The sequence below is a fragment of the Anabaena azotica FACHB-119 genome (assembly GCF_014697625.1).
GTDB lineage: Bacteria > Cyanobacteriota > Cyanobacteriia > Cyanobacteriales > Nostocaceae > Trichormus > Trichormus azoticus_A.
On sequence record NZ_JACJSG010000044.1, the window covers coordinates 45200 to 66726 of the forward strand.

Consider the following 21527-nt stretch of genomic DNA (forward strand, 5'->3'; position numbering starts at 1 on the left):
GAACCTTGGGAATAAATTTTTACAGGGTTTAGCCAATGCTGACCAAAAATGAGAAAACGCCTATTTATTTCAATGCTGAGATTGTTGATGATTCGTCTACATCTTTAACCGGGGATGAATACGACTCTCAACTCTTACAACAGGCGATCGCCTCCACTGACAGTTCTATCACTATTTTTCGTGGTATTGCCCAAGGTGCAGTTTTAGCAGGTTTTCAACTGGTTTCAACCCAATCGCTGTATCTGGCTGGCTGTGTAGGACTGTTCCCGGCAGTAGTAGCTGGCTTACCAGTGGGTGCTTCAGTAGCTGCCACTCTCTGCTACTTGCGTTTTGAAAATAGTCTCATTCCCAAAATCACCAATCGTCAAAAGTTGGCTATTGGTGTAACTCGTACTGCGATTCTGGCTGCTAGTTCTTACAAGCTAACTGGGGATGCCCAACAGATGGACTCTATAGCCCGTGGCAGTTTTCAAGTGTTTACTCAGCAGGTGAGAGAGTTTGAAGGTATTGAGCAACCTAGTCAAAACCATTTCGGCTTCTTGTTGGGCTTTTGGGTATGTGCAGCCCTGGCACTGTTTTTATTTTTACGGAAGAAGCGATGATGAAAGATGTTAAACCAAGCCAATTAGATCAGCGCTCCTACAGTCTGCCACCGCGTTTAGGTTTGGCTATTAAATTATCTGTGGCAGGTGCTTTAGTTTGTGGCATAGCTGCTCATATTGGCGACGGTATAGCCAAGAAGGATATCTGTTTCTACCCCAAATCAGCCAGAATCCACGATGCGCCCATAGTCGCAGGTGAGGGCAACCCAGAAGAACTATTGCTGGGTAAAAAGTATTGTAGGTACGAACAGCGATCGCAAATTCCCGAACCATATTTGAAGGCTAATCAGTACCGCACCAGCAACCCAAACTATAACCCTTGGGCATTCCTCCAGCATGAAGGTTTGTATGTTTTTCGCTCACTGCCAGCCGACAATCCATTTAAGATTCATTTGGGTATTGCAGCGATCGCATTTGGAGGGATAGGTTTGTGGGCCACCAGTAAGGCACAAGATTATCTGAGTGATATTCGACCGCATTACCGAGCGACTAAGCAGTTTGAAGGTGTAAGAGCGTCTTACAGTGTCAAACTGGGTGAGCAATTGTTGGAACTATCTGGTAACGAACTGCTGAAATACTTGCGTGGTATCAAAATCGCGGAAGCCAGACAGCAGTTTATCGCCAGCATTACTCCACAACAGCAGACAGCCCTACTTATGGCAATGTCGGCTGAGGACTATTATCAATTTGGTCACTTGTTAGATGGGGGCCAGAGCTTTGAGAAATTTGAGCCACAGCAACAGCCAGCCGCACAATTACCACACGGTACACCCGGAACTGTGCAAGAGCAAGTACAACAGTCAACGCTTACATCTCAAGATGTACCAACTGGCAATTATCTTCACCCATCGGAGAGCGTTGCACTAACTACTCTGCAAAGTATAGCTCGTTCTGATGGTTCTACTGCTTTAGTTGCTGCCCCAGGCTCAGGAAAATCCGTTGCCCTTGATTACCTGATTCAAAGGATTCTGGATAATGACAATAGTGCTGATATTTGGGTCATCAGTGCCAAAAATGATAGCTTTTGCGGTTTACGGGACAAGGGTAGGGTAATTGTCTTTGATCAGGAGCAACCAGAAGCAACTAAGCGCACAATTGATCACTTTTACGACTGCTACAAGCAACGTAAGCAGTTACCTGAAGATAAGCGGGAAGCATTACCACCGTTAATTCTCATTTTGGACGATTGGTTGGTTATTGCTGACCAACTTAGTAAAGCTTTCTCGGACTGGAACTATGGAAGTAAATTACTAGATGTATTGCTGATTGGTAGAGAATTTAATACTAAGTTTTTTGCTTCCCTTCAGTCTTTTAATTTGGCTGCATTGGGTATTGAAAAGATGGATTCTCAAACTCGTCTCTGCCTCAATTTACTGTTATTAGGTAACAGGTACATCAAAAATGGTAGGGAACAAGAATCTTATGGGGTGCTGGAGTTGATTTTGAATAGGGGTGACATTATTCCAGGCAAGCAAGAACGGGAGGAGATTAAGTCTAGATACCTTCAGGTAAAACCTATATCTTATAAAAACTTCCGTCCTATCTTGATTGCTTCTTTGGGTGGTTTTGTTGTGGCACTCATGCCTAAACTATCAAAGCAGTCTGACTCTATTGCTGATGAAATACCTTATCAGGATAGGGTTTTTGACTTAGAATTTAATTTGGAATGGAGCGAACAACAATCAAAACATCAAGAGCAATTAAGTGAAGTAGCCAATAAAGTTTTAGAATACTTTTATAATGTGAAAAATAAAGTTCCTAAGACATTACGCGATTTAAAGAAAGCTGACAGGCTTATCAGCTACTCAGAACAGGAATTAATTGCTGGTTTACAGGAATTGATTCAGGCTGAAAAGCTCATAGCTGGTGAAAATCATACTTATTTATTACCTGATTGGTAAAGCAAATGCCGTAGTGCCGTAAGTCTTAGAGGCTACTTTTAAGTGGTTTATCCTCTTTGTACGGCATTGGCTCAAGTCACGGCATGGCTTACCAGCAAAGCGTCTTAGCCTACGGCATATTTACGGCAAGTTACGGCAGGCAAGAGATTCACGGCAGATATACAGGTTAAATTATTATTAGCTAAAAATCTATTTAACTAATTATGAATATCGGCAAATAATTAAATTAATTACTAGAAATGCTAAATCAACACCATCAAGAGAGGCATGAATTATGACAGCTTTTACCAGATTCCGTCAAGTTAATTTCTCGGCAATTGAAAACCTTGCTCAAAATTTAAAGTTGGCGCTTCAAGAGATAGCTAGGCTAGAGAAAGACAAACAATATTGTTTTATCCAGATTGAAGCCTCCTTAGTTCACAAGCTAGTAAAAAATGCTGCTAGCTCAATTAATCATTTGGTGCGGTTCAATTTAGATAATGAAAAAGCTGTTGAAGTTGTTAAAACTGTAGTTAATTATTTACATACTGCCTATATTAGAGTTTGTAGAACTGCTGGTTATGTTGCACATAAAATAGAACGGTTATGGAGTGAGGCATTTAATCTTTTACCTTCAGGTACGACATTACAACCTGAACTGTTTGCACCCAATGAAATTAAATCTCTTGAAGAGAATAAACCTCCTATTCTTGGTGTTATTGCCAAGTGGTTTAAGGATAATGCTCAACGTTGGGCTTTTCAACAACAACAAGAATTAGATAAACAGTATTTCGATGACATCAACAACGGTAAACCAAAGCCCCCGGTTGCTGTGCAGCTATGTCTTGATTTAGAAGGTGTTGCTCCTGCCAAGGTTGTTGATTTGCCTCAAGCCATTGCTCAACAATTTGCTGTTTCAGGTTATATGAAATCTGAAGTTGAGAGTGAAACTACACTTGAGAGTTCTTGGAGTAGAGGCGATCGCATAGAAAGCAGTGGGTGTTCTGGGGCGATCGCTGACATTAAGGATAATCAAGCCCAAATAGATGGGGATAATGGATATTCAGACGTTTATACGTTTGAGCAAATAAAGCGTTACGGCTATCAAAAGCTGGAAGCGCCGAAAAATCATACTTTAACTATCGACAATATCAAGAATTTAACCCTACGGGCTGCACGGAAACTTGCTAGTGAGTTGGGACTGCCTCAAAAAATTAATGGGCAGGATTTGAGAAAGGAGGCGCTGATTGCTTCTCTGCTGGACTGGTGGCAGCAGCAAGCTTACCAGTGTTGATATGAGCTACGACAAGTTCAATAACTGGGAGTAAAGCAGGTGGCGTTAGCGTAGTGTCAGGGGCGGGTGGCAATTATAGTCAGTAGACCGAAAAGTTTTGCAGAAGTTCTACCAGTCCTTAATTTCGGCTTGGGAATACGAGGAGGCGAAATCATCTTATAATCTGAGTTTCAAGAACTTTTGTTCTCGGTGGGCTTCAGAGCGATCGCAGGTTGCTATGATTGCCAGTTCCAAAACCGACGGCTGAAACCCTCATTCTTTCGTTAACTGACAAAAGTTTTCGATCTACTGATAGTAGTTAATCCATGAGATATCTATTGCCCGTCCCTGACACCACCTGCTTGCTTGCAGAGCGACTCCCAGTTCTTTACCGAGTTGTTAACTGTCCAGAAATAGCCGCCATAATCGGACAGTTCACCGGGGTAAAATAATCGGTTGATTTGGTATTTTCAGCTTTTAGAGGTGGAGCAAAAAGTTAGAGAGAGGTAGACATTACGCAAAATAGCTATCTCATGTAACTTGATACTGTCGGTATACAATGAGATTTTTAGGTGGCTCAACTGCATCTTAGTAACGGAATAAAATGCGTTACCATAATGAAAAGTATATTTTTTTGATAAGTTACTTTACTACAAATGAAGATAATTTATCACTCCATTTATAGTGTTGTCCAGTTATTTATTAATATATCCTGACATATATTTAAATCTATGGTATTCTTGGTTTTATTATACCTTTGCTTATGGATTTAAATTCAATCTTAAGAAAAGAATAAAAATATTTGATTATTTATATTTAAAAATTCTCTATAGAAAGTTTAAAATCTATCATGATTTGACCTTTTAAAAGTATTGACTTTTGCCTGCAAATAAGATACACAAAACCAGTTATTAAAGTTTTTTTAAGTATTCAGAAAAATACTATGCTTAATTTGTATCTAGACTTTGATGGTAGCATATTTACTGGATTGCAAAATCAAAATCAACGATGTTCAAAATACTGACCAGATAATATAGTATCTTAATAATGGGCAATCATACCCAGTAAAAATAGTGTAATGGCTTCATCACAATCACCTCCGTCAGTATGTTTTGTTTGTGATAATAGCTCAAATAAAATTAATAGAATCCTAGTAACTATGACAATTAAGTATTTTCCTATTTCAATTGTGTTTATTGTATTTCTAGTATTTTGTATATCAGGATGTGCCAAAGAAAATGAAGCTGGTGCGTCCAATCAACTCGGATCAGCAACGACTTCTTCTTCTGATGACCCTCAAAAAAGTAGTAATAGAATACAATTTTTTTGTGGAACGGATACATATAAAGGTCAGACTGTACCTGCAACTATTGTTAACAATCATGAACAAAATAAACCATTGACAGTCATATATTGGAATCCTAATAATAACTCCTTTGGTGAAAAGTGGACTCCTCAACAGCGATGCGAAGAAGTATCTAAACGATTTCAAACTATATTTGAGCGAGATGCTTTAAAGAAAATCACTGCTGATGAGGCTCAATGGATTACAGAGCGCAAAATAAATGTAGTATGTAGTGTCAAGGTTCAAGAACAAGGAACTTCGCCTAGATGTGAACAAGATGATCTTTTATTTACTCTTGAGACAAAAGATGATCCAAATAAAGTTTTGGAAGAATTAATAGCCTTCCGTGCAGACCCTACTACGAATGCACCTTTAACCAGAGGTAAAAATCAGCCTAAATCTTTTGCTGAAGGTCAACGGGTTTATTATGACATTGGTACAATTTTAGAAAATAAGCAAAAACAGGATAATTCTAAGAGTAAGAGTGCATTTTAGCAATTGATTGAATTAAAAGATATTTCAAACTCAAATTTTATGAAACTTACGTCAGGCGATGCTAACAACCATAAAAAAACATCCTGACCCTGTAAACTGGGCAGGATTTACTTTAGTTGGGAAAGCAAAATAGAGTTATGGCTGGAATAATTGGGGGACATTACAGAATCATCAAGCATCTTAGCAATGGTGGATTTGGTAAGACTTTTCTTGCGGAAGATATTCATCTACCTGACAACCCTTTATGCGTTGTCAAACAACTCATGCCTACACATCAGGGTTTACCTTTACCAAAAAACTCTCCTATTTTTCAGGTGGCCCAACGCTTATTCAACACTGAAGCTCAAGTTCTTTACAAATTGGGTGAACATCCGCAAATTCCCAAGTTATTTGCACATTTTAAAGAAAATCAAGAATTTTATCTCGTTCAAGAATTCATTGAGGGAACTATTCTGAAAGAAGAAATCAATGACAAGCAATGGAATGAAGCGCAAGTAATTGATTTATTGTCAGATATTCTCACAACATTAGCATTTATCCATCAACATAAAGTTATTCACCGAGATTTGAAACCTGATAATTTAATTAGACGCAAACGAGATAACAAAATTGTCTTAATTGATTTTGGGGCTGTGAAAGAAATCATGTCTCAAGCCACATCTTCTGGGAGGCAATCTCAACTAACAGTTGTCATTGGAACACCTGGCTATATACCCAGTGAACAATTCAAGGGTAAGCCTAATCTAAGCAGTGATGTCTATGCGGTCGGTGTAATTGCTATTCAAGCTCTTACTGGCTTGCATCCTGTTCAATTATCCAATGATGCGGATGATGAGATTGATTGGCATAGGTATACTCAAGTTAACCCCAGACTTGCAGAGATTTTAAATAAGATGGTGCGCCAAGATTATCACCAACGTTACAGGTCAGCATCAGAGGCTTTAGAAGCCATTCTTAAGCTCAACAGTCAACCAAAAAAAAGAGATAATAAAAAGCTAATTTTCATATTAATTTCACTATTATTATCTATTGTTGTGGGAGTAGTTGTTTTAAGCCACACTATTGATATTAGACCACCAAAAAATGAAGCACCAACACAAAGAAAAATACCAGCATTTTAATAATGCTAATTGCCAAATAGTTTACTCTTAGTGTCACCTAGAAATTCTAATTTACCGCTAAAATTACAAACGCTACGTGTAGACACCATCATCCCAATACTAAAAGAACCATCTTGGTTAATTTTAACTGGCTCTTTAGAAGCGTTATAAGCAACTAGATTCCAACTACCACCGTCTGTACTAGCAGCTTGCACAACAAGGTTATTGTCAAGCTCTAATAAATGTTCTGTTCCTAACTCTACAATACGTAGGTTAAAGCCCTGAGCGGTTGACTCCAAGGTTGCTTTTTTAATAGCTCTCCCGCTACTGAGAGGATCAGCAATTATCCCGGAACATGACACCTGTCCGACTATTTGCGTTTTTTGGGAGGACTTTAAAGCTGATGGTGGCTGTTGTGCAAGACCAATGAGTGTGAATCCAGCCCACGCAACTGGATCAGGATGTTCTTTCATTGTGGCAATCATAGCTTGCCGCAAAGCCCGTGCCTTATCAGGATTACCCTTGAGATTTTCATAGAACTGAATCATCAAATCTTTTGTAGGATTGTCGGGAACTGACCACAGAGAAGCGACAACGCTAGGAATTCCTGCAATTAGAAAAGGACGAGCTAATCCCAGGACTCCTTCAGAAGTAATTTCTCCAGCACCAGTATTACAAGCACTAAGCACTGCTAACTCACCAACCAAGGGAATCTCGTAAAGTTCTTCGGTTGTCAGCAGCCCATCATTGTCTCTAGAAGGAGTCAAAGTTAATACAGAAGTAGGCTCGAAGCCATCCTTAGCGATAACATCCAGGAAACCATGAGTAGCAAGATGAATATACTTAGCATTACTAAGTTGCTTTAATACAGTTGATTCAGTAGCTTGTTCCCCAATCAGGGGTGAAGTATTAAAGAAATTAGCAATTGTTTGTGCTTCTGTTGCCGTAGCTGGTAGGGATTCTGGGGTAATGGATTCAGATAATAATCCACTCAAGGTTAGTTTTGGCATTACAGGATTGCCTACCACCAAATTCCGAGATGGTAAGAAAGGATTTTTCTCGGCTCTAACTTTTAAAAGATTCAGTGCTTCAATTGAAGGCGCAATGTGAATTGTATTTTTCTCTATTAAATACTTACCATCTTTTGCCTTAAGAGCAGCAAAAGGAATTGTATACAACTCTCTGTATGGGAAAAAGATAACGTGTGCCTCTGGGTTGTCTGGAAGGTATTGTTCGATAGGCTGAATCAGAGTTTGGTACAACTGCTCCAGACAAGCTTTCTGAGAGGTGCAACTACTATTATTAATAGGACTATTAGATTTAATTAAAGATGTATAAGTACCACGTACCAAGTCTAAAACAGTAGAGTTATTATTTTGTTTCTGAGCTTCTAAACTAGCCTGCCGACAACCAACTAAAGCCAACTGCAACAAAACAGCAACAACACTTACGGTAATATATTCTCGTTTCAGTTGCTTTTGTGATTTTAGAAAAGACAAACATAAACCACTAAGAATAATAGTAGCAATTATACCAAACCAAAACTGATTATTTGGAGATTGATTCTGAAATGATTGTGAAGTTAAATTGAGCGATGTAGAAGCAACATCAACGTTATTAAAGTGTAGTTCTCCATTGGGTTTAACTACCCAAATGAAAAGCTCCTCACTAACTTGTTTGGACTTATTTAATATTGCCACGGGTGGCTCAAATCTGGAATACATGACAAAAGTGGAGTTTTGAGCTTTCGCCTCTGCTTGAATTTGAGCAAAGCTAAATGGCTGGAATTCTTTTTGCGTTTCCTCACGAGAAAACCTTGATACCTGCTCTGTGAATACAGAGGAACGCGCTCTTTCTGCAAATTCTAAAGCTTGTGGATACTTACGTTGCTCAATGTATAGTTTTTGCAGTGTCGAATAAACTGAACTATTACGATCTTGAGCGATAAGTTTGACAGTTTCACCGCTTTGACCTGAATCTAACATCCCCGCTCCATTGTCTAGCCAATGTAAAGCAGCTAGTAACTCTTTTTCCGCATCTGTAAGATTACCTTTACGGAGCAAAGCATAACCAAGTTTAGTTAGTAGTCTTACAAATTGACCACCATCCTCACCAATGTTTAGTTCGGTGCTGTATACGCTATCTTTACCAGAACCAAAGTCTCGCTCTTCTAATCCTTCATTTTTGTTTTTCTGGTAAGCTTCAATTGCTTTATCAAAAAGTCCCATTTCCATGTAGGTATCGCCCAAAAGCTCTAAAAGAGCTAATCTAACTCCTACAGCAGCAGGTATTTCTGAAGACTGGCTTATAGGATCTACAATTTTAGTTAAATCATTTATTTGAATACCCTGTAATTGCTCCTGCAAGAAATTGATAGCTTCATTATATTTACCTTGTTCCCTGTATATACTATTAATTACTGAATTAGCTGTAATTAAATGCCTATCAGCAATACTATAACTGAACTTCCAACTCGAAGGATCAAAATTGCTCTTTAGTGTAAAAGAATATTTAATACTATCGAAGCAGTATTTTAACGTACTGCTTTTATCTATAAACTTAATGTCATAGACAAATGAACATCTTAGGGAGATAGCAAAACCTAAATTTCTTTGATTCTTAGAATAGGTAGACAGGTTTTTATTAAATTCTTTAAAGTATTGTTCACAGTAACTAATTGTTTTATTCTGTTCACCAGCATCTGAAGCTAATTTACACAGAGTTGCATAAACTAACTCTTTACAAGACATCGCTGCTTTATTTTCTACATTTTTAGAGGCTGGAATACATTTTTTGTCTCGGCTGTAGTCAAAAACAGGGCTATTTTGGTATTGGTCAGCAATAACTAATGATTCTCCCTGTGAAGTTTCCAGATTTGTAAGCATTTCTAGAATTTTTTCTCCTTCTAGGAGATTCTTTCTAGCAGCATCTAGGCTGTCATTAGAATTGTAGTTTTGTGACCAAGTGTTAAACAGATCGCTAACTCTTTCTTCAGGAGTGCTATGAAGATAAGTCAAAAGTTTTTCTATTCTGTTAATGCTGTTATCATAATCTGGAGAATCTACTGAATTAACTTTTTTTGTTGTCTCATGCAATGGTGTGGAAATTGTATTTGGTTCTTGAGCAAACGTCAACGAGCTTGCGGTCAAAATAATCGCGGTACTGGCTACAAAACTAATGGTTTTTTGAATTAATTTAAACATGACTTCTCTTAAGAATGAGTAATTTAACCAGCTATTAAACAAATAAATGACTTTATGCGATCATAGCAGATTTAAGCGCAGTATATTTAAAATATTTTATATAGCAAAAGAATTTCAATAAATATTAAAATTAAGCGTAAATTTTGTTTTTTTTAACAAAGCATTGACTTGTTTGTAAAAAAGGCTATCACAGATTTGGATTGAAGCTGTTGTTTATGTAGAAATAATTATTTGATAGTCAATACTTTTCAGTTCTTCAAAAAATCACATTTTTTCTAACTCTACCTTTAACTGATGAGAGGATTGGATGAGCAAGCATTAGGAGCAGAGGCCTTGCTGATGCTATCTTTGGTAGGCGAAAAGTCGGGTAATGGGTATGTAGCGACATTGAGGGAAATGCAACCAGAGAGAGGCATTCAGCTGTCTATTAGCCGAAATTGCGATCGCTCACTATAGATAGTCTTTTATTGCGGTGTACACAGCAATTTTTCACTCAGTACTCAGCAATCAGCACTTTAGCAGGGTGGGAATTGTGACTTTAGGCAAAATCTGTCCAAGACACAAGGCATAAGTTGTCAAAATCGGACAACTTATGGCTAAAGTCACAGGCATCACCCACCATCAACCATTAGTTATTACCCTATTACATTCAGCTAAACTTGGCAGCGAACGCTGCCAAGTTTAGTATGCGCTCCGCCAGTGGCAACGGAAGCAGATGGTTCAAAAACCTCCAATATCAGCAGTTATAGACTGGAATATGGATATCTGACCTCTACTAGTTCACATCTTACCAGGGGACACAAAATTTACTCAATGTTATGGATTTTTACATAGCGGTTGAAGTATTTGTGAATATCCGAGATGCCTAGTAAGGACTGATGAGCCAGTTGAAGCCGTTCGAGCATTTTTTGGGACAGCTAAACCAAGGTTGGGACAAACAGGTAAAAAAGTTAGGCTTTGTGTCCCTATTTAGGATATAAGGTAACGTAAAAATTTAATATAAACGCTGAGATTATTGCTCGGATAGAGAAATAGAAGTATTTAATTATACATTTTATATTTTTAAACATAAGTACTATCGAAAGTCTACTGACACTGCTATTATTCTTTTAAGTGCTTTTTTGTGTACCCCTGTTCGATTGTAACTAATCTATTTAAGTAAAACTTTACTTAAAAGTATTTCTCAAAAGCTACTGAGCTTAAACTTAAACTTATTTAGCCAGCTATTTGCTACCAGAATTGGTAATTATTCCATATTTATAAATTACCGCTCTGGCTCAGTGAAATCAGACTGACATACTTTTCTTCCTGTTAAAGAGAAGAATACTGTTTTACTTTGTGGAGATATCTTCAAATGAAAGGAACGCTTGGTTTTCTGAATTTCTCTTGAGATATGGGTTATTAAACCTCTCTAATTTTAGTTCTGTACTTTTTAAAAGAAATAGTTATTTTCTTTATTAAGAAGATAGCAAAACATACTTCTATATTCTTTATAAGACAGTCAGGAATAAAGCAGAAAAAATTTACCTTGAAAAAATAATTCAATTTAATAAATTTTATATTATGAAATTTTTTTCTGATTTAGATGATATTTTTTTTACTAAGCTATACGCAAATCACAGTAAAAGAAAATCTTTGAGAAAACTTTTGCAATTTACTCAATTTTCTTGCAGAACTATCCCACTATTCTTCGTACTAGATTGTAGTGGAGATGAGAGTCTGCTTAGTGGCACTGCTACAAGTATGTCATAAGTTATGGACGAACTGAATCTCTACCTGCAATCGCTCATCCAAGAAGCTTGCAGCCATCAACCAACCAGCCCACAACGTAGTAAAGCCATTAACCGCTTGCTCCGAGCCATCTTAAACTTAAAGCGCAATCGGAGCAGGGATAATGATATCTACGAAGAAGCTCTATACAAGACCATGTTTAAATTGAGTAAGACAATTTGTGAAAAATATGATCCAAACCAAGGTTCTGTGCTGAAGTGGTTTAATACTTGTCTTCATCGTCAATACATAGATGAAATTCGTAAAGTTAACCGTCATCGCACTCGCAGGCAGTTTATAAAGCAAACTCATGATGTCGAGCTTGATCCTTTAGATCAAGTTGTAGCTGATATAGATGCTTCTTTGTTGCTGCCAGTTTGGCAATCATTTGTTCAATGGATTCAGGATGATCCTGATAATATTCTTAAGACTTGCCATATCAGAAATAATCCAAAAGCCAACTGTCAATCGCTTGCATACTTGAGATTAGTCATTGGTAAGGAATGGCAGGAAATTGCTGCGGAAGTAGGCTCAACACGTAGTGTAATTACGTCTTATTGGTGTAGAAAATGTGAACCTTTACTCCGAGAATGGTTAGAAAAGAATCAGAGACTGTTCGGAGAAGATAACTATGAGCGATAAACTAAGTGTTATACGGGAATTGGCAATTCAATTTCCAATTCCAGCATCGTTTCGCCAGCAAGCTAGAGCTTATGCGTCACAGTACTTCACTCCAAATGCCAAAGAAAGAATATATTTAAGTACCCTTGCTGTACTAGTTGCCGATGCCTATTTTCGACTATTAGGCTTTGAGACTAATCTTGCCAAACCAGAAAGATGGAATGCTGTCAGCCGTTTATGGAGTGAAGCAAATGAATTGGAATTAACCGGATTAGGTTATTTGGAATGTCGGGTGGTTCCTGTAGAGCAACATACTGTGACATTACTACCAGGACGCTTGAGTGGCGGGCAAGGTTCTCCTGTCAGTAATAATTGCCTTGGTTACTTATTTGTAGAAATTGCTAGTTCAGAAAAAGAAGCGACACTAATTGGTTTTCTGCCTGCTGTTCATCCTGAAACTGTTGATAAAGAAATTGCAATTGACGAATTGCAGTCTATGGACGATCTGATTGATTACTTGGCGCAACAGGAAGCTTTCTCACTTTCTAGAATTCCTCAGACAGATGAACTTACCATAGAATTTGCTCAAAAAAAAATTACTTACTTAAGAAATTGGTTGAACAATATTTATGAAGGAGAATGGGAACCTTCGATGCGTGATCTGAGGGCTGCCACCTGCAAGAAGAGGTTCCTATTGGCAGGGCAAGGATTTGAAATGCAGCTTTCTGTTTCCCAAAACGACAGCCAATTAATTTTTGTCAGAGTTATTATTCAAGGTGAAAGGGCTTCTCTACCTGTAGGTATGCAAGTTAGTGTACCAGATGAATCCGATATTTATACAGAAACAGTGAATGAGCCTGCTGATTTGATTTCTATCCCGCTAGAATTATCTCCAGGTGAAGAGTTTTGGGTAGAAGTGCGAATCGGAGATACCTTCATTAGAGAATACTTTATTGCCTAAAGAAGAGTGGAAATGGCATTAAGAATCTCTTTTAAAATTGGTGGCAGAGTAAAAATTAATAACTCTGAAGTTTTGCCTGTTACTCTTGCCATTTATGATCAACAAGGGCAGATAGAAGAACTTGTTTCATTTCTTTCGCCTCTACCAGAACTTTTAGAATCTAAGTTCAAAGATTGGCAATATTATATTGGTCTACAGGGCGATCGCCGTCGGGTTGCTAAAAATCGGGATAATCGAGTTTCAGGAGTAGTTAATCTCACAGAACTCGCCAATTCTCTGAAAGCAGAATTAAACAGATGGTTAGGTAGAGATGGCTGGATAGATGAAAATGGACAGCCAGATCCTCGCGTCAGTCTTGTTTTGGAAAAGTTCAGAGGAAAAATTACCGAAAAAGATGAAGTCCAGATTATTGTGCAGACAGAAGACCGAAAATTGCGCGGACTTCCTTGGCAAGAGTGGGATACATTAGCGGGGTATACCAGCAGAGGTGTAGAGGTTGCCATCAGTGCAACGAATTTTAAGCGGCTGACTCAAAAGCAAACACCACAATTGAGAGCAACTGCACGCATACTTGTAGTGTTTGGTGACGAAAAGCTGGGTTTTGCACAAGAGGAAGATTTTCTTAAAAGCCTTAAGCGATATGGTGGAGAACCTCATATTCTCAGACAACCTACACGTCAAGAATTAGAAAAAACGTTACAAGATAGTCAAGGCTGGCACATTTTCTTTTTTGCTGGACATAGTGAAAGTGATCCTAATGGCAGGATTGGGCGTATCCAAATTAATCCTGCTGATGGTAAACAAGGAATTATCGAAATCGCTGAGTTGAGAGACTTGCTAGAAGGAGTCATCCAAAAAAAGCTGCAACTGGCAATTTTTAATTCTTGTGATGGCTTAGGACTGGCAAATCAGTTAACGCAGCTATCTCTGCCTTACTGTATTGTGATGCGGGAAATGGTTGAGTCCTCTGTGGCTAGAGAATTGTTAAGGCATTTTCTCGAAGCTTTTGTTAAGGATCGTTCTTTATTTGCATCGATGAATGCAGCTCGCCAGCAGTTACATAATAAATTTGAACCTGGTAAAAGTTGGCTGCCGGTGATTGTAGCCAATCCCTTGGCTAAAGAATTGACATGGAATAGTTTATTTTCAGAGAGAAGATTGTCTTGGCAGTGGGAGATGGTACTGGGCGTAGTTGCGCTTGCCATGTTGATTTGTCTACCTGTGGGAATCTTCTACGAGTTTCAGGGTTGGGAAAATTTAATATTTTACGCTCAACTATATCCTCATATAACTGTATATCCTTCGATGTTTCTCTGGATGCCTCTGTTTGCTTCTTACAGAGCGCATTGTATGATTCGTGTTAAAACACGTCCCTTTATTATTTTCACATTTGTTACGGTTTTGATTACAACGGGAGCGTTGTTTTTTGAGCTTAATAACAATCGCATGATGTTAATGGAGTTTAAGCCTGATGCAGTAATAAGTATTCAGGCTGAGAAACTTGACAAACTCTATTCTGTTTGGAAAACTTCTCAGGCAGATATCACAAATGTTACCCAAGAAATGTTTAATTCTCAAGGAGCTTTTGATGCTGTGGGAAATTTGACATTGAAGAAATCTGATTTGGAATTAGGTATCAAACGCATTCATACAGTTAATAATATTGCCGGATTACAAGGACTTTTACGAGTTGCTACTGCTTACGATGTTTGGAGAGAAAACACGAAAGCTTTTTCTATAAGTAGGTGGTTTTATGCCATCAATTTTGTTGCTATTGTTGCTTGTGGCGTTCAGATTCTGGCACTCGTTTCAACAATTCTTTTTGTACCAGATTCTATTTTTAATAAAAATAAATACCTGACTTATCTTATCATGTGCGAGTTAGGTGTGTTGTTGTGGCTGCCTTTTCAAGGCTACAGTATAGAACATACAAAAAGCCTGTTATTCTCATCTGAGTTTCGAGGTACTTTAGCTGGCATTAATGTTATAACTTATGCAATTATTTCTATACTATTTTTAACAACTATTACTAGCATATACAAAAGTGCCACCAGAAAGTATCAGCCTATTCTGCTGTCTTTCTTATTAGGTAGTTTAGTTTTAACGCTTTTAAGTAGTGTATTTGGAGTGTCTCTGATTGATGTTCTATTTGGGATGAGCAGTACTGATCCCCTAATTCCTTGGTTTGCAATTATTACTTTCTTCGCTCCTGTATTTTTTCTGCTCGTTCGTTTGATTGATCTTCGCGTGGGAGATGAGTGAATATGGCAGATCGGTTAATCAGCAAAGAACGTCAGAAAGTAATTCTGATTGTTAGTTTTGCATATATATTACCAGTTATACTGATTTATCTGGGATTAATCCCTTTTTCCTGGCGATTTTATGTCCTAATTTTATCTGCTATAGCTATTTTGGCGATCGCTCGACTGTACAAATTTTCTGCTGTTGAACTAGGATTTACTCAAAACCGCTTAGGAATTGCTCTTAAAGCTATTTCTTTGCCAACTTTAGCTTCTGTGCTGTTGATGTCTGCCTACTATGCTACTCAAGGGCCACTCATCGACAATTCTGCATACAGTTGGAATTTCTACCTTTTTTTTGTTGGAGTTTCTGCACCTGTGCAGGAATTTCTCTACCGTGGCTTTTTATTCAGTCTATTTTCTAGAGCCAACTTTGCCAGTTGGTTACAGATTTTACTTTCCACATTATTCTACACCTTAGTCCATCTTATCTATCAAGACATCCTGACATTAGTGTTCACATTGATGGTCGGTCTTTTCTGGAGCTACCATTACGCCAAGTTTCGGAATTTATACAGTGTTATCCTCAGTCACTCATTACTTGGTGCGATCGCTATTCTATTTGGTTTGGTATGAGATTAGACAATCTGTTAATTGTTTTGCAGCATGAACCAGCTTCAGTTCGTATCTAGATTAGCTTGGTTTAGTAAGGAGGGGAAAAAATTAGTCTTTTGCAGCATCTAGTAGATTTACTTCGTATCTATATTGATAGCTAAATAGTTTTCTAAAACATCCTCATAACAGACATTGAGATTGAGAAACAGCAACTAAAAAAAATACTAGGGAGCCTATCATGGGTAACATATTTGTTTTTTTACTTATTGTGCTTGGATTCCTCGGATATTTAGTATCTCAAATTTATAACGAATTAACTCGACTAAATTCTAGAGTTGACAGAAACTTTTCTGGAATAGATACACAACTATCAAGACGGCACGCTGTGATTAAAAAGCTAGTTGCTAGCGTTGGTAGAGAAGAAAAAAGTGTTATTAATCAGTTTGAGGCATTGACTAAACTCATAGAAAAAGCAAATTTACAACGTGGAAATCAACAAGCTGTATTTGATACAGAGAACCAGATATCAAGGATGTGGAATCAAATACTGAATTTACCACAACTCCAAAGTATACGCGGGTTTAGAGACTTGAACAAACAAATTGCTGAAATAGAAGAAGAAATTGCTGCATCAAGAAGGACTTATAACGATAGTGTTGAAAGATTTAATACTTATTTGATGAGTTTTCCTGCGGGTTTTATTGCACAACTTCTTTTTAAACAGTTCCAACAAAAAACTTATTTTCAAGCAACTGCTGAGGAAAGACAAGATATAGAGATTTAATGTTGATGTTGCTGTTGTCATCAATCATGAAATAAAGGTAGATATAACATGGAAGAAAAATATACTTACGCAGTAGAGAGCTTATATACTCATCATAGTTTCAATCCCAGGCTCATCGAAGTCGAAGCTGCTAGGAAGGAAAAAATTAAAACTCAGCTAATTTTTGGTGGATTAATTTGGGCTGCACGGATTTTTATTGGTGTTTTAGCTTTAGGTATCTTCATGTCCATAATTGCATTTTTCGTAGACTCAGGAATTTCTCATATTCTTAGTTCTATCGTTGCAGGAGGAGTGATTTATGGACTAATCTATGCAATAAATTGGGCTAAGACTCGCATTAATTTTTTTGTTAACAAACATACAACTCTACTGTTTTATCTCCGTAAAGATGCGATTGAAAAATTTGTAAAAATTATTTTTCCAAATGCAGAACAGATAATATTTGATCCCCAGGTTTCATCTAAGAGTCAGATTCAGGGAGCTTTGTCTAATTTGTTCTACAACAAATTAAAAAAATATACAGATAAAAATATCCTTTCATTCACTATGAATAAGCGAAGATTTCAGATGGCAGATGTAGAGCCTATCTATGTAATGAGTTCGCGGAAGGAACCTATCGAGCTTGATACATTTGTCGATAGATATAACGGCGAGTTTGTCTGTTATTTCAAAGGAATTGTTTATCAGATGGAATATGAAAAAGAGAACCTAAATACGGATTTTTTAACCTTGATTATTCCTAAAAATGCTGCTCCTAGTCCAACTAAACCTATCAAAGAGGAACGTCATATAATTCAAGTAAGTAAAGATTATCCTCAATTAAAGCTGGTGAGCAGAGATAAACGTCGTCCAGATAGATTTATCAAGCGAGGCTATGAGGAATATAGTGTGGAGAATATGGACATGGAAGATAATTTCTATGTTTTTACCAACAATGAAAATGAGTCTAGAAAATTGCTGTCTTATCGATTTATGGAACTTATTGTAAAAGCTACCTTACCAAAATGTAACGACAATGAAACAGCAAAATCGAAAGTGGTAGAGTTTCTTTTAGGGAATCAGCACAATAAACCTAATTTCTGGATGGAATTTAACAATATTACTCGCAGAAATAATAAACCATTACAAAAGCTCACAGTTGTGTGTAGAAATAGGGATTTAACTTTTTTTGATTTAACAGGAGAAAAATCTTGTACTTTAGATAACTTTCAGCAGAATTTTCAAGAACTTGAAACCATATTACATTCAATAATTACTACACTGAATCTTGAGCAGACAAATTACAATTGATTTTGTGATTTTGGCAGGAATTATAACTATGAGTTTTGAAATTCAAGATATGAATCTCTATATCTCAGAATCTGATGTTATACAAGCTATCATTAATCAACGTATCCAAGAACTCAAATCTCAAAAACCGAGATTTAGATTAGTATTTCCCCATACCTTACTCGCATTTGTTTGGTTATTTCTCATCCTGACATCGGTTACAAGGTTGGCAATTTCTGCCATTAGTTTTTCTTTAAATTTAGTTGTTATCTCAAAAGTATATTCTGATTTTGTTATATTTATCTTATCTTTACTATTGATACCTCTAATAGTTTCTTGTATCAATCATGTAAAAGATTTTAAACTTTACAAAAATAAATGGCGAAGCTTAAGAAAAACACCTATTAATACAATAGAGATAGAAAGCTATTTCTCTGGTAAAAAGAATAAATTTACAGAAAAATATCATGAGTATATAAAAAATGTTCAGAAAAAAGTTGAGAATATAGAGAAACGTGAGCGTCTAAGTTCAACAACAGCCGATGAAGTAAGAAGTTTACGATATCGAATTTCTCAAGCGGTTGATAGATTAGAAATTTTGAAAAAAGATTATTTTTTGCGGTTAGATGCTGTGGAATTAGAGTTAAAAAGCAAGCTGCTTCACAATCAAAGTGATATAGAAATTGAAGCGGTTCTAGAATCTCAAATGTCAGTGGAAAGGTTAGAAGAACAAGTGGAGGCTATCAATTATTATTTACAGGCGGTTGATGAAATGGGTTGGAATTAATTTCTCTGTCAGAAAATATCTCATATGAACCGATTGAAGACTTTCTTATAGGACGAATGGAACCAGGATATGGTTAATTGGCATCATCTGAAGGTGGCTGTGTTCAAATTGTCAAGAAGTTAGTTGGCAAAACTCAAGATAAATCTTACTTAGCTAATCCTCTTTATGCTGCTGTAAATAAAGAGCCTCAACCTCAATACACAGAAATTGTTGATGCCCTACTCGTCAGTGAAGGTTAATCAGATAGCACTCTAAGTTTTTAATTTATTAGTAATTTTGGGATACAAAGCCTTTTGATGCTTATCGTATGACATGGCAGGAATATCAACAAACTTGGACACTAAATAATGGTCATGCTTGTCCTTTACCGTGGAGAAGGGAATGGAATCAGATATGAACTTCATAGTTATGCAAAACTTAAAAATGTTAATCAAAATCAAGAATTCTCGCTTTTTATTAGCCGTTGCAACTTTGACAGCATTCAATTTCATTGCCTTCATGCCCTACTTCCAACAGCCACCAGCCCACGCACAAAGTAGAAAAATTATAATAACAGAAAATAAACTTTTAATTTCTGCCAGTGCAAATAATAAATTTAAAACCTTTGTGGAAAAGCAAACCTATTCTATTGCTTATCCACAAAACTGGTTTGTTACAAGATCCTGGAGGAATTTAGTACACATTACTAACCGTAGACTACCAAAAACGGGTGATGGAAGCTTTCCTGATTATTTAATTAAAACAGATGTGCAAATTCTTGAAGAAAATTTTCAATCTGTTTTAACTAGAGAATCTTCTTCTCCTTCACCAGATGGAGACAGATTAATTAAAAGAGAAAGTCTCAAAATTGACGGCAAAAATGCTGTCAGATTATGGTTTACTGGTGAGGGAACGGAAATGTTATTGACACTATTACCATACAAAGGCAACAAAACAGCTTACATGATAACTTTCTACACAAAAAATAATTCCCATTTCTTACCACTTATTGAAAGAATGCACTCATCTTTTAAATCATTAAATTGATAATCAAAATAGCCATTACCTAACTAATACAGAATCAACCAAATTAACAATATGTAAATGAAATACCAACGATTAATAATCCAATTTGCTAGTTATCTAGTTAAGGCTGGTAATGGGTAGCCGCCGAGATACCAGCAAAATGGGACATCCTGTAAAGTTATGTTACAAAATATCCTTTAACAATTTACTAACTTGCCCAAAAATGGTATACTAGCATTCAAATTATTGCACACTAAAATCAACTCTTCGCCCTATTAAGTCCCCCAAACTTGCCCATTAATGACCTTTTTTGGTGATGTTTTCACAAGAGAGGAGACGCTCAAATCGGTATTGAAACAAGGTTAAATCAAGGGTTTTCAAACATCTGCGTAACATAACTTTACAAGGTGTCCCATTTTGCTGGTATCTCGACGGCTACCCTTATATCTCTTTAGGCTTGTGTCGCTCTTAAGTTCTAGCTTATAAAATATAAATATTAATCTAGAACTAAGTGTAAACTATGCCTCGGAAAATCTGCGGACTTGGCTTTGACTGCGCCTCTATGATGTTGCAACCGGGGATAGACCCAGGATTTTGCTTGAATTATGAGACTTGTGGGGCAGCCACCAGACTGACTCCAGATGAGGAAATCGAGCTGATTCGCGTGCGTGAAATTGAGATACGCTCTAGACGAGAGCAAGCGCAGCGTATTCAGGAAACCATTAGAACTACGCGCCGCCAAGCAGCAGTGATGATGCTGATGTCTAGGGGATGTCCTCAAACTCCTGAGTCTTTGGGTGTGAACGCACAAATGCAGGAGATCGCCGCCTGTGTAGAACAGTTGCATCATCAACTAAATAATCTAGAAGGACACTACATCGCCCCTCCCGGCTGTGAGGTACACCATTATAATGTTAAACGTCCTAGTGGTGTTTATGGTTATAACAAGCTCACGGCATCGGAGCCGATTTTTGAACCATCCGAAAAGCAGGAGAAAGTCAGGGTTATCCACCTCAGCCATGACTACGACCCCCGCAACCTCCAAGCACGGCTAGGGATCGACCGCCGAAATAAGCTGACTCGTGTACGAACCCTCTTGGCTCTTGCGGTTGAGTTGCTTCAGTCTTGCGCTAATACATTGAGTGATGAGTCATCAGTTCAGAGTAACTCATTACTCATGACTGTGGACTCAACACTATCTACTCATGAGGTTAGTGAACCCTCACCCGCCGTTGGCGATCGCCTACAGTCGGCAGAAGGCCATGGCCCCATTACCAACGAACCTAACCCATCACCAAATCATCTGGTTGATATTGTAGAAACCCAAGAACATGGCACTAATGCACAGATTGAAACTCCATTATAAGAATCCTCTGTCTAATCTCTGCGGAGCAATCTTATAAGGTTTGAACACTTCAAGTGTGCTTAGTTTTTTGTCAAAATTATAGGGAAAAGAACCCAGCTACTGAATGCCAAATTGAAATGGGCCTTGTGGGTACTAAGTAAGACTCATATTAGCTTAATCATTATTTATGCTGTGTACACTGCATATCGACTATCATTTATTCATATTTATC

General features: G+C 37.4%; 18 protein-coding genes. 17 read left to right on the plus strand and 1 reads right to left on the minus strand.

Annotation, left to right across the window (positions count from 1 at the left end):
- Positions 1 to 35 precede the first annotated feature (35 nt).
- The 6 genes from H6G83_RS26305 to H6G83_RS26330 all read left to right on the plus strand — a co-directional run bounded on the left by H6G83_RS26305 (position 36) and on the right by H6G83_RS26330 (position 6716).
- On the plus strand, positions 36 to 602 hold the full coding sequence (locus H6G83_RS26305; protein ID WP_190477493.1) for a hypothetical protein: 567 nt from the start codon (positions 36 to 38) through the stop codon (positions 600 to 602).
- Positions 599 to 2503, plus strand: a complete 1905-nt coding sequence (locus H6G83_RS26310; protein ID WP_190477495.1) for a P-loop NTPase family protein — start codon at positions 599 to 601, stop codon at positions 2501 to 2503. The genes H6G83_RS26305 and H6G83_RS26310 overlap by 4 nt, the downstream gene beginning before the upstream one ends.
- A 274-nt stretch (positions 2504 to 2777) precedes the next feature.
- A complete protein-coding gene (locus H6G83_RS26315) occupies positions 2778 to 3776 on the plus strand; it encodes a hypothetical protein (protein WP_190477497.1) in 999 nt (332 codons plus the stop codon).
- A 97-nt stretch (positions 3777 to 3873) separates the two neighbouring features.
- Complete coding sequence (locus H6G83_RS26320) at positions 3874 to 4023, plus strand: hypothetical protein (protein WP_190477500.1); 150 nt, start codon at positions 3874 to 3876, stop codon at positions 4021 to 4023.
- An 810-nt stretch (positions 4024 to 4833) separates the two neighbouring features.
- The gene (locus H6G83_RS26325) at positions 4834 to 5595 is read left to right on the plus strand and encodes a COP23 domain-containing protein (RefSeq protein ID WP_190477503.1); all 762 of its coding nucleotides are present in this window, start codon (positions 4834 to 4836) and stop codon (positions 5593 to 5595) included.
- 137 nt (positions 5596 to 5732) lie between these two features.
- On the plus strand, positions 5733 to 6716 hold the full coding sequence (locus H6G83_RS26330) for a serine/threonine-protein kinase (RefSeq protein WP_190477505.1): 984 nt from the start codon (positions 5733 to 5735) through the stop codon (positions 6714 to 6716).
- Positions 6717 to 6721: 5 nt separating this feature from the next.
- Here H6G83_RS26330 and H6G83_RS26335 read toward each other — a convergent pair whose 3' ends face one another.
- Positions 6722 to 9898 carry a CHAT domain-containing protein gene (locus H6G83_RS26335; protein ID WP_190477507.1) on the minus strand — a complete coding sequence of 1059 codons (3177 nt, stop codon included), beginning with the start codon at positions 9896 to 9898 and terminating at the stop codon, positions 6722 to 6724.
- Positions 9899 to 10192: 294 nt separating this feature from the next.
- Here H6G83_RS26335 and H6G83_RS26340 point away from each other — a divergent pair, with 294 nt between their 5' ends.
- The 11 genes from H6G83_RS26340 (at position 10193) to H6G83_RS26390 (ending at position 21316) form a co-directional block, all read left to right on the plus strand.
- Positions 10193 to 10354, plus strand: a complete 162-nt coding sequence (locus H6G83_RS26340) for a hypothetical protein (RefSeq protein WP_190477509.1) — start codon at positions 10193 to 10195, stop codon at positions 10352 to 10354.
- Between the two features lie 1299 nt (positions 10355 to 11653).
- Positions 11654 to 12310: a sigma-70 family RNA polymerase sigma factor gene (locus H6G83_RS26345; RefSeq protein WP_190477511.1), complete on the plus strand. Its 657-nt coding sequence runs from the start codon at positions 11654 to 11656 to the stop codon at positions 12308 to 12310.
- The gene (locus tag H6G83_RS26350) at positions 12300 to 13250 is read left to right on the plus strand and encodes a DUF1822 family protein (RefSeq protein ID WP_190477513.1); all 951 of its coding nucleotides are present in this window, start codon (positions 12300 to 12302) and stop codon (positions 13248 to 13250) included. The genes H6G83_RS26345 and H6G83_RS26350 overlap by 11 nt, the downstream gene beginning before the upstream one ends.
- A gap of 12 nt (positions 13251 to 13262) precedes the next feature.
- Positions 13263 to 15512 carry a CHAT domain-containing protein gene (locus H6G83_RS26355; RefSeq protein WP_190477515.1) on the plus strand — a complete coding sequence of 750 codons (2250 nt, stop codon included), beginning with the start codon at positions 13263 to 13265 and terminating at the stop codon, positions 15510 to 15512.
- 2 nt (positions 15513 to 15514) lie between these two features.
- On the plus strand, positions 15515 to 16126 hold the full coding sequence (locus H6G83_RS26360) for a CPBP family intramembrane glutamic endopeptidase (RefSeq protein ID WP_190477517.1): 612 nt from the start codon (positions 15515 to 15517) through the stop codon (positions 16124 to 16126).
- A gap of 217 nt (positions 16127 to 16343) precedes the next feature.
- Positions 16344 to 16889, plus strand: coding sequence for a LemA family protein (locus H6G83_RS26365; RefSeq protein WP_190477519.1), 546 nt, complete (start codon positions 16344 to 16346; stop codon positions 16887 to 16889).
- A 48-nt stretch (positions 16890 to 16937) separates the two neighbouring features.
- Positions 16938 to 18179: a DUF3137 domain-containing protein gene (locus H6G83_RS26370; RefSeq protein WP_190477521.1), complete on the plus strand. Its 1242-nt coding sequence runs from the start codon at positions 16938 to 16940 to the stop codon at positions 18177 to 18179.
- Positions 18157 to 18945, plus strand: coding sequence for a hypothetical protein (locus H6G83_RS26375; RefSeq protein ID WP_199328605.1), 789 nt, complete (start codon positions 18157 to 18159; stop codon positions 18943 to 18945). The genes H6G83_RS26370 and H6G83_RS26375 overlap by 23 nt, the downstream gene beginning before the upstream one ends.
- A 77-nt stretch (positions 18946 to 19022) precedes the next feature.
- Positions 19023 to 19184 carry a hypothetical protein gene (locus H6G83_RS26380; RefSeq protein ID WP_190477523.1) on the plus strand — a complete coding sequence of 54 codons (162 nt, stop codon included), beginning with the start codon at positions 19023 to 19025 and terminating at the stop codon, positions 19182 to 19184.
- Positions 19185 to 19326: 142 nt separating this feature from the next.
- Entirely contained in the window at positions 19327 to 19971 is a 645-nt protein-coding gene (locus H6G83_RS26385) for a PsbP-related protein (RefSeq protein WP_190477525.1), read from the plus strand.
- A gap of 499 nt (positions 19972 to 20470) precedes the next feature.
- Positions 20471 to 21316: a hypothetical protein gene (locus H6G83_RS26390; protein WP_190477527.1), complete on the plus strand. Its 846-nt coding sequence runs from the start codon at positions 20471 to 20473 to the stop codon at positions 21314 to 21316.
- Positions 21317 to 21527 lie beyond the last annotated feature (211 nt).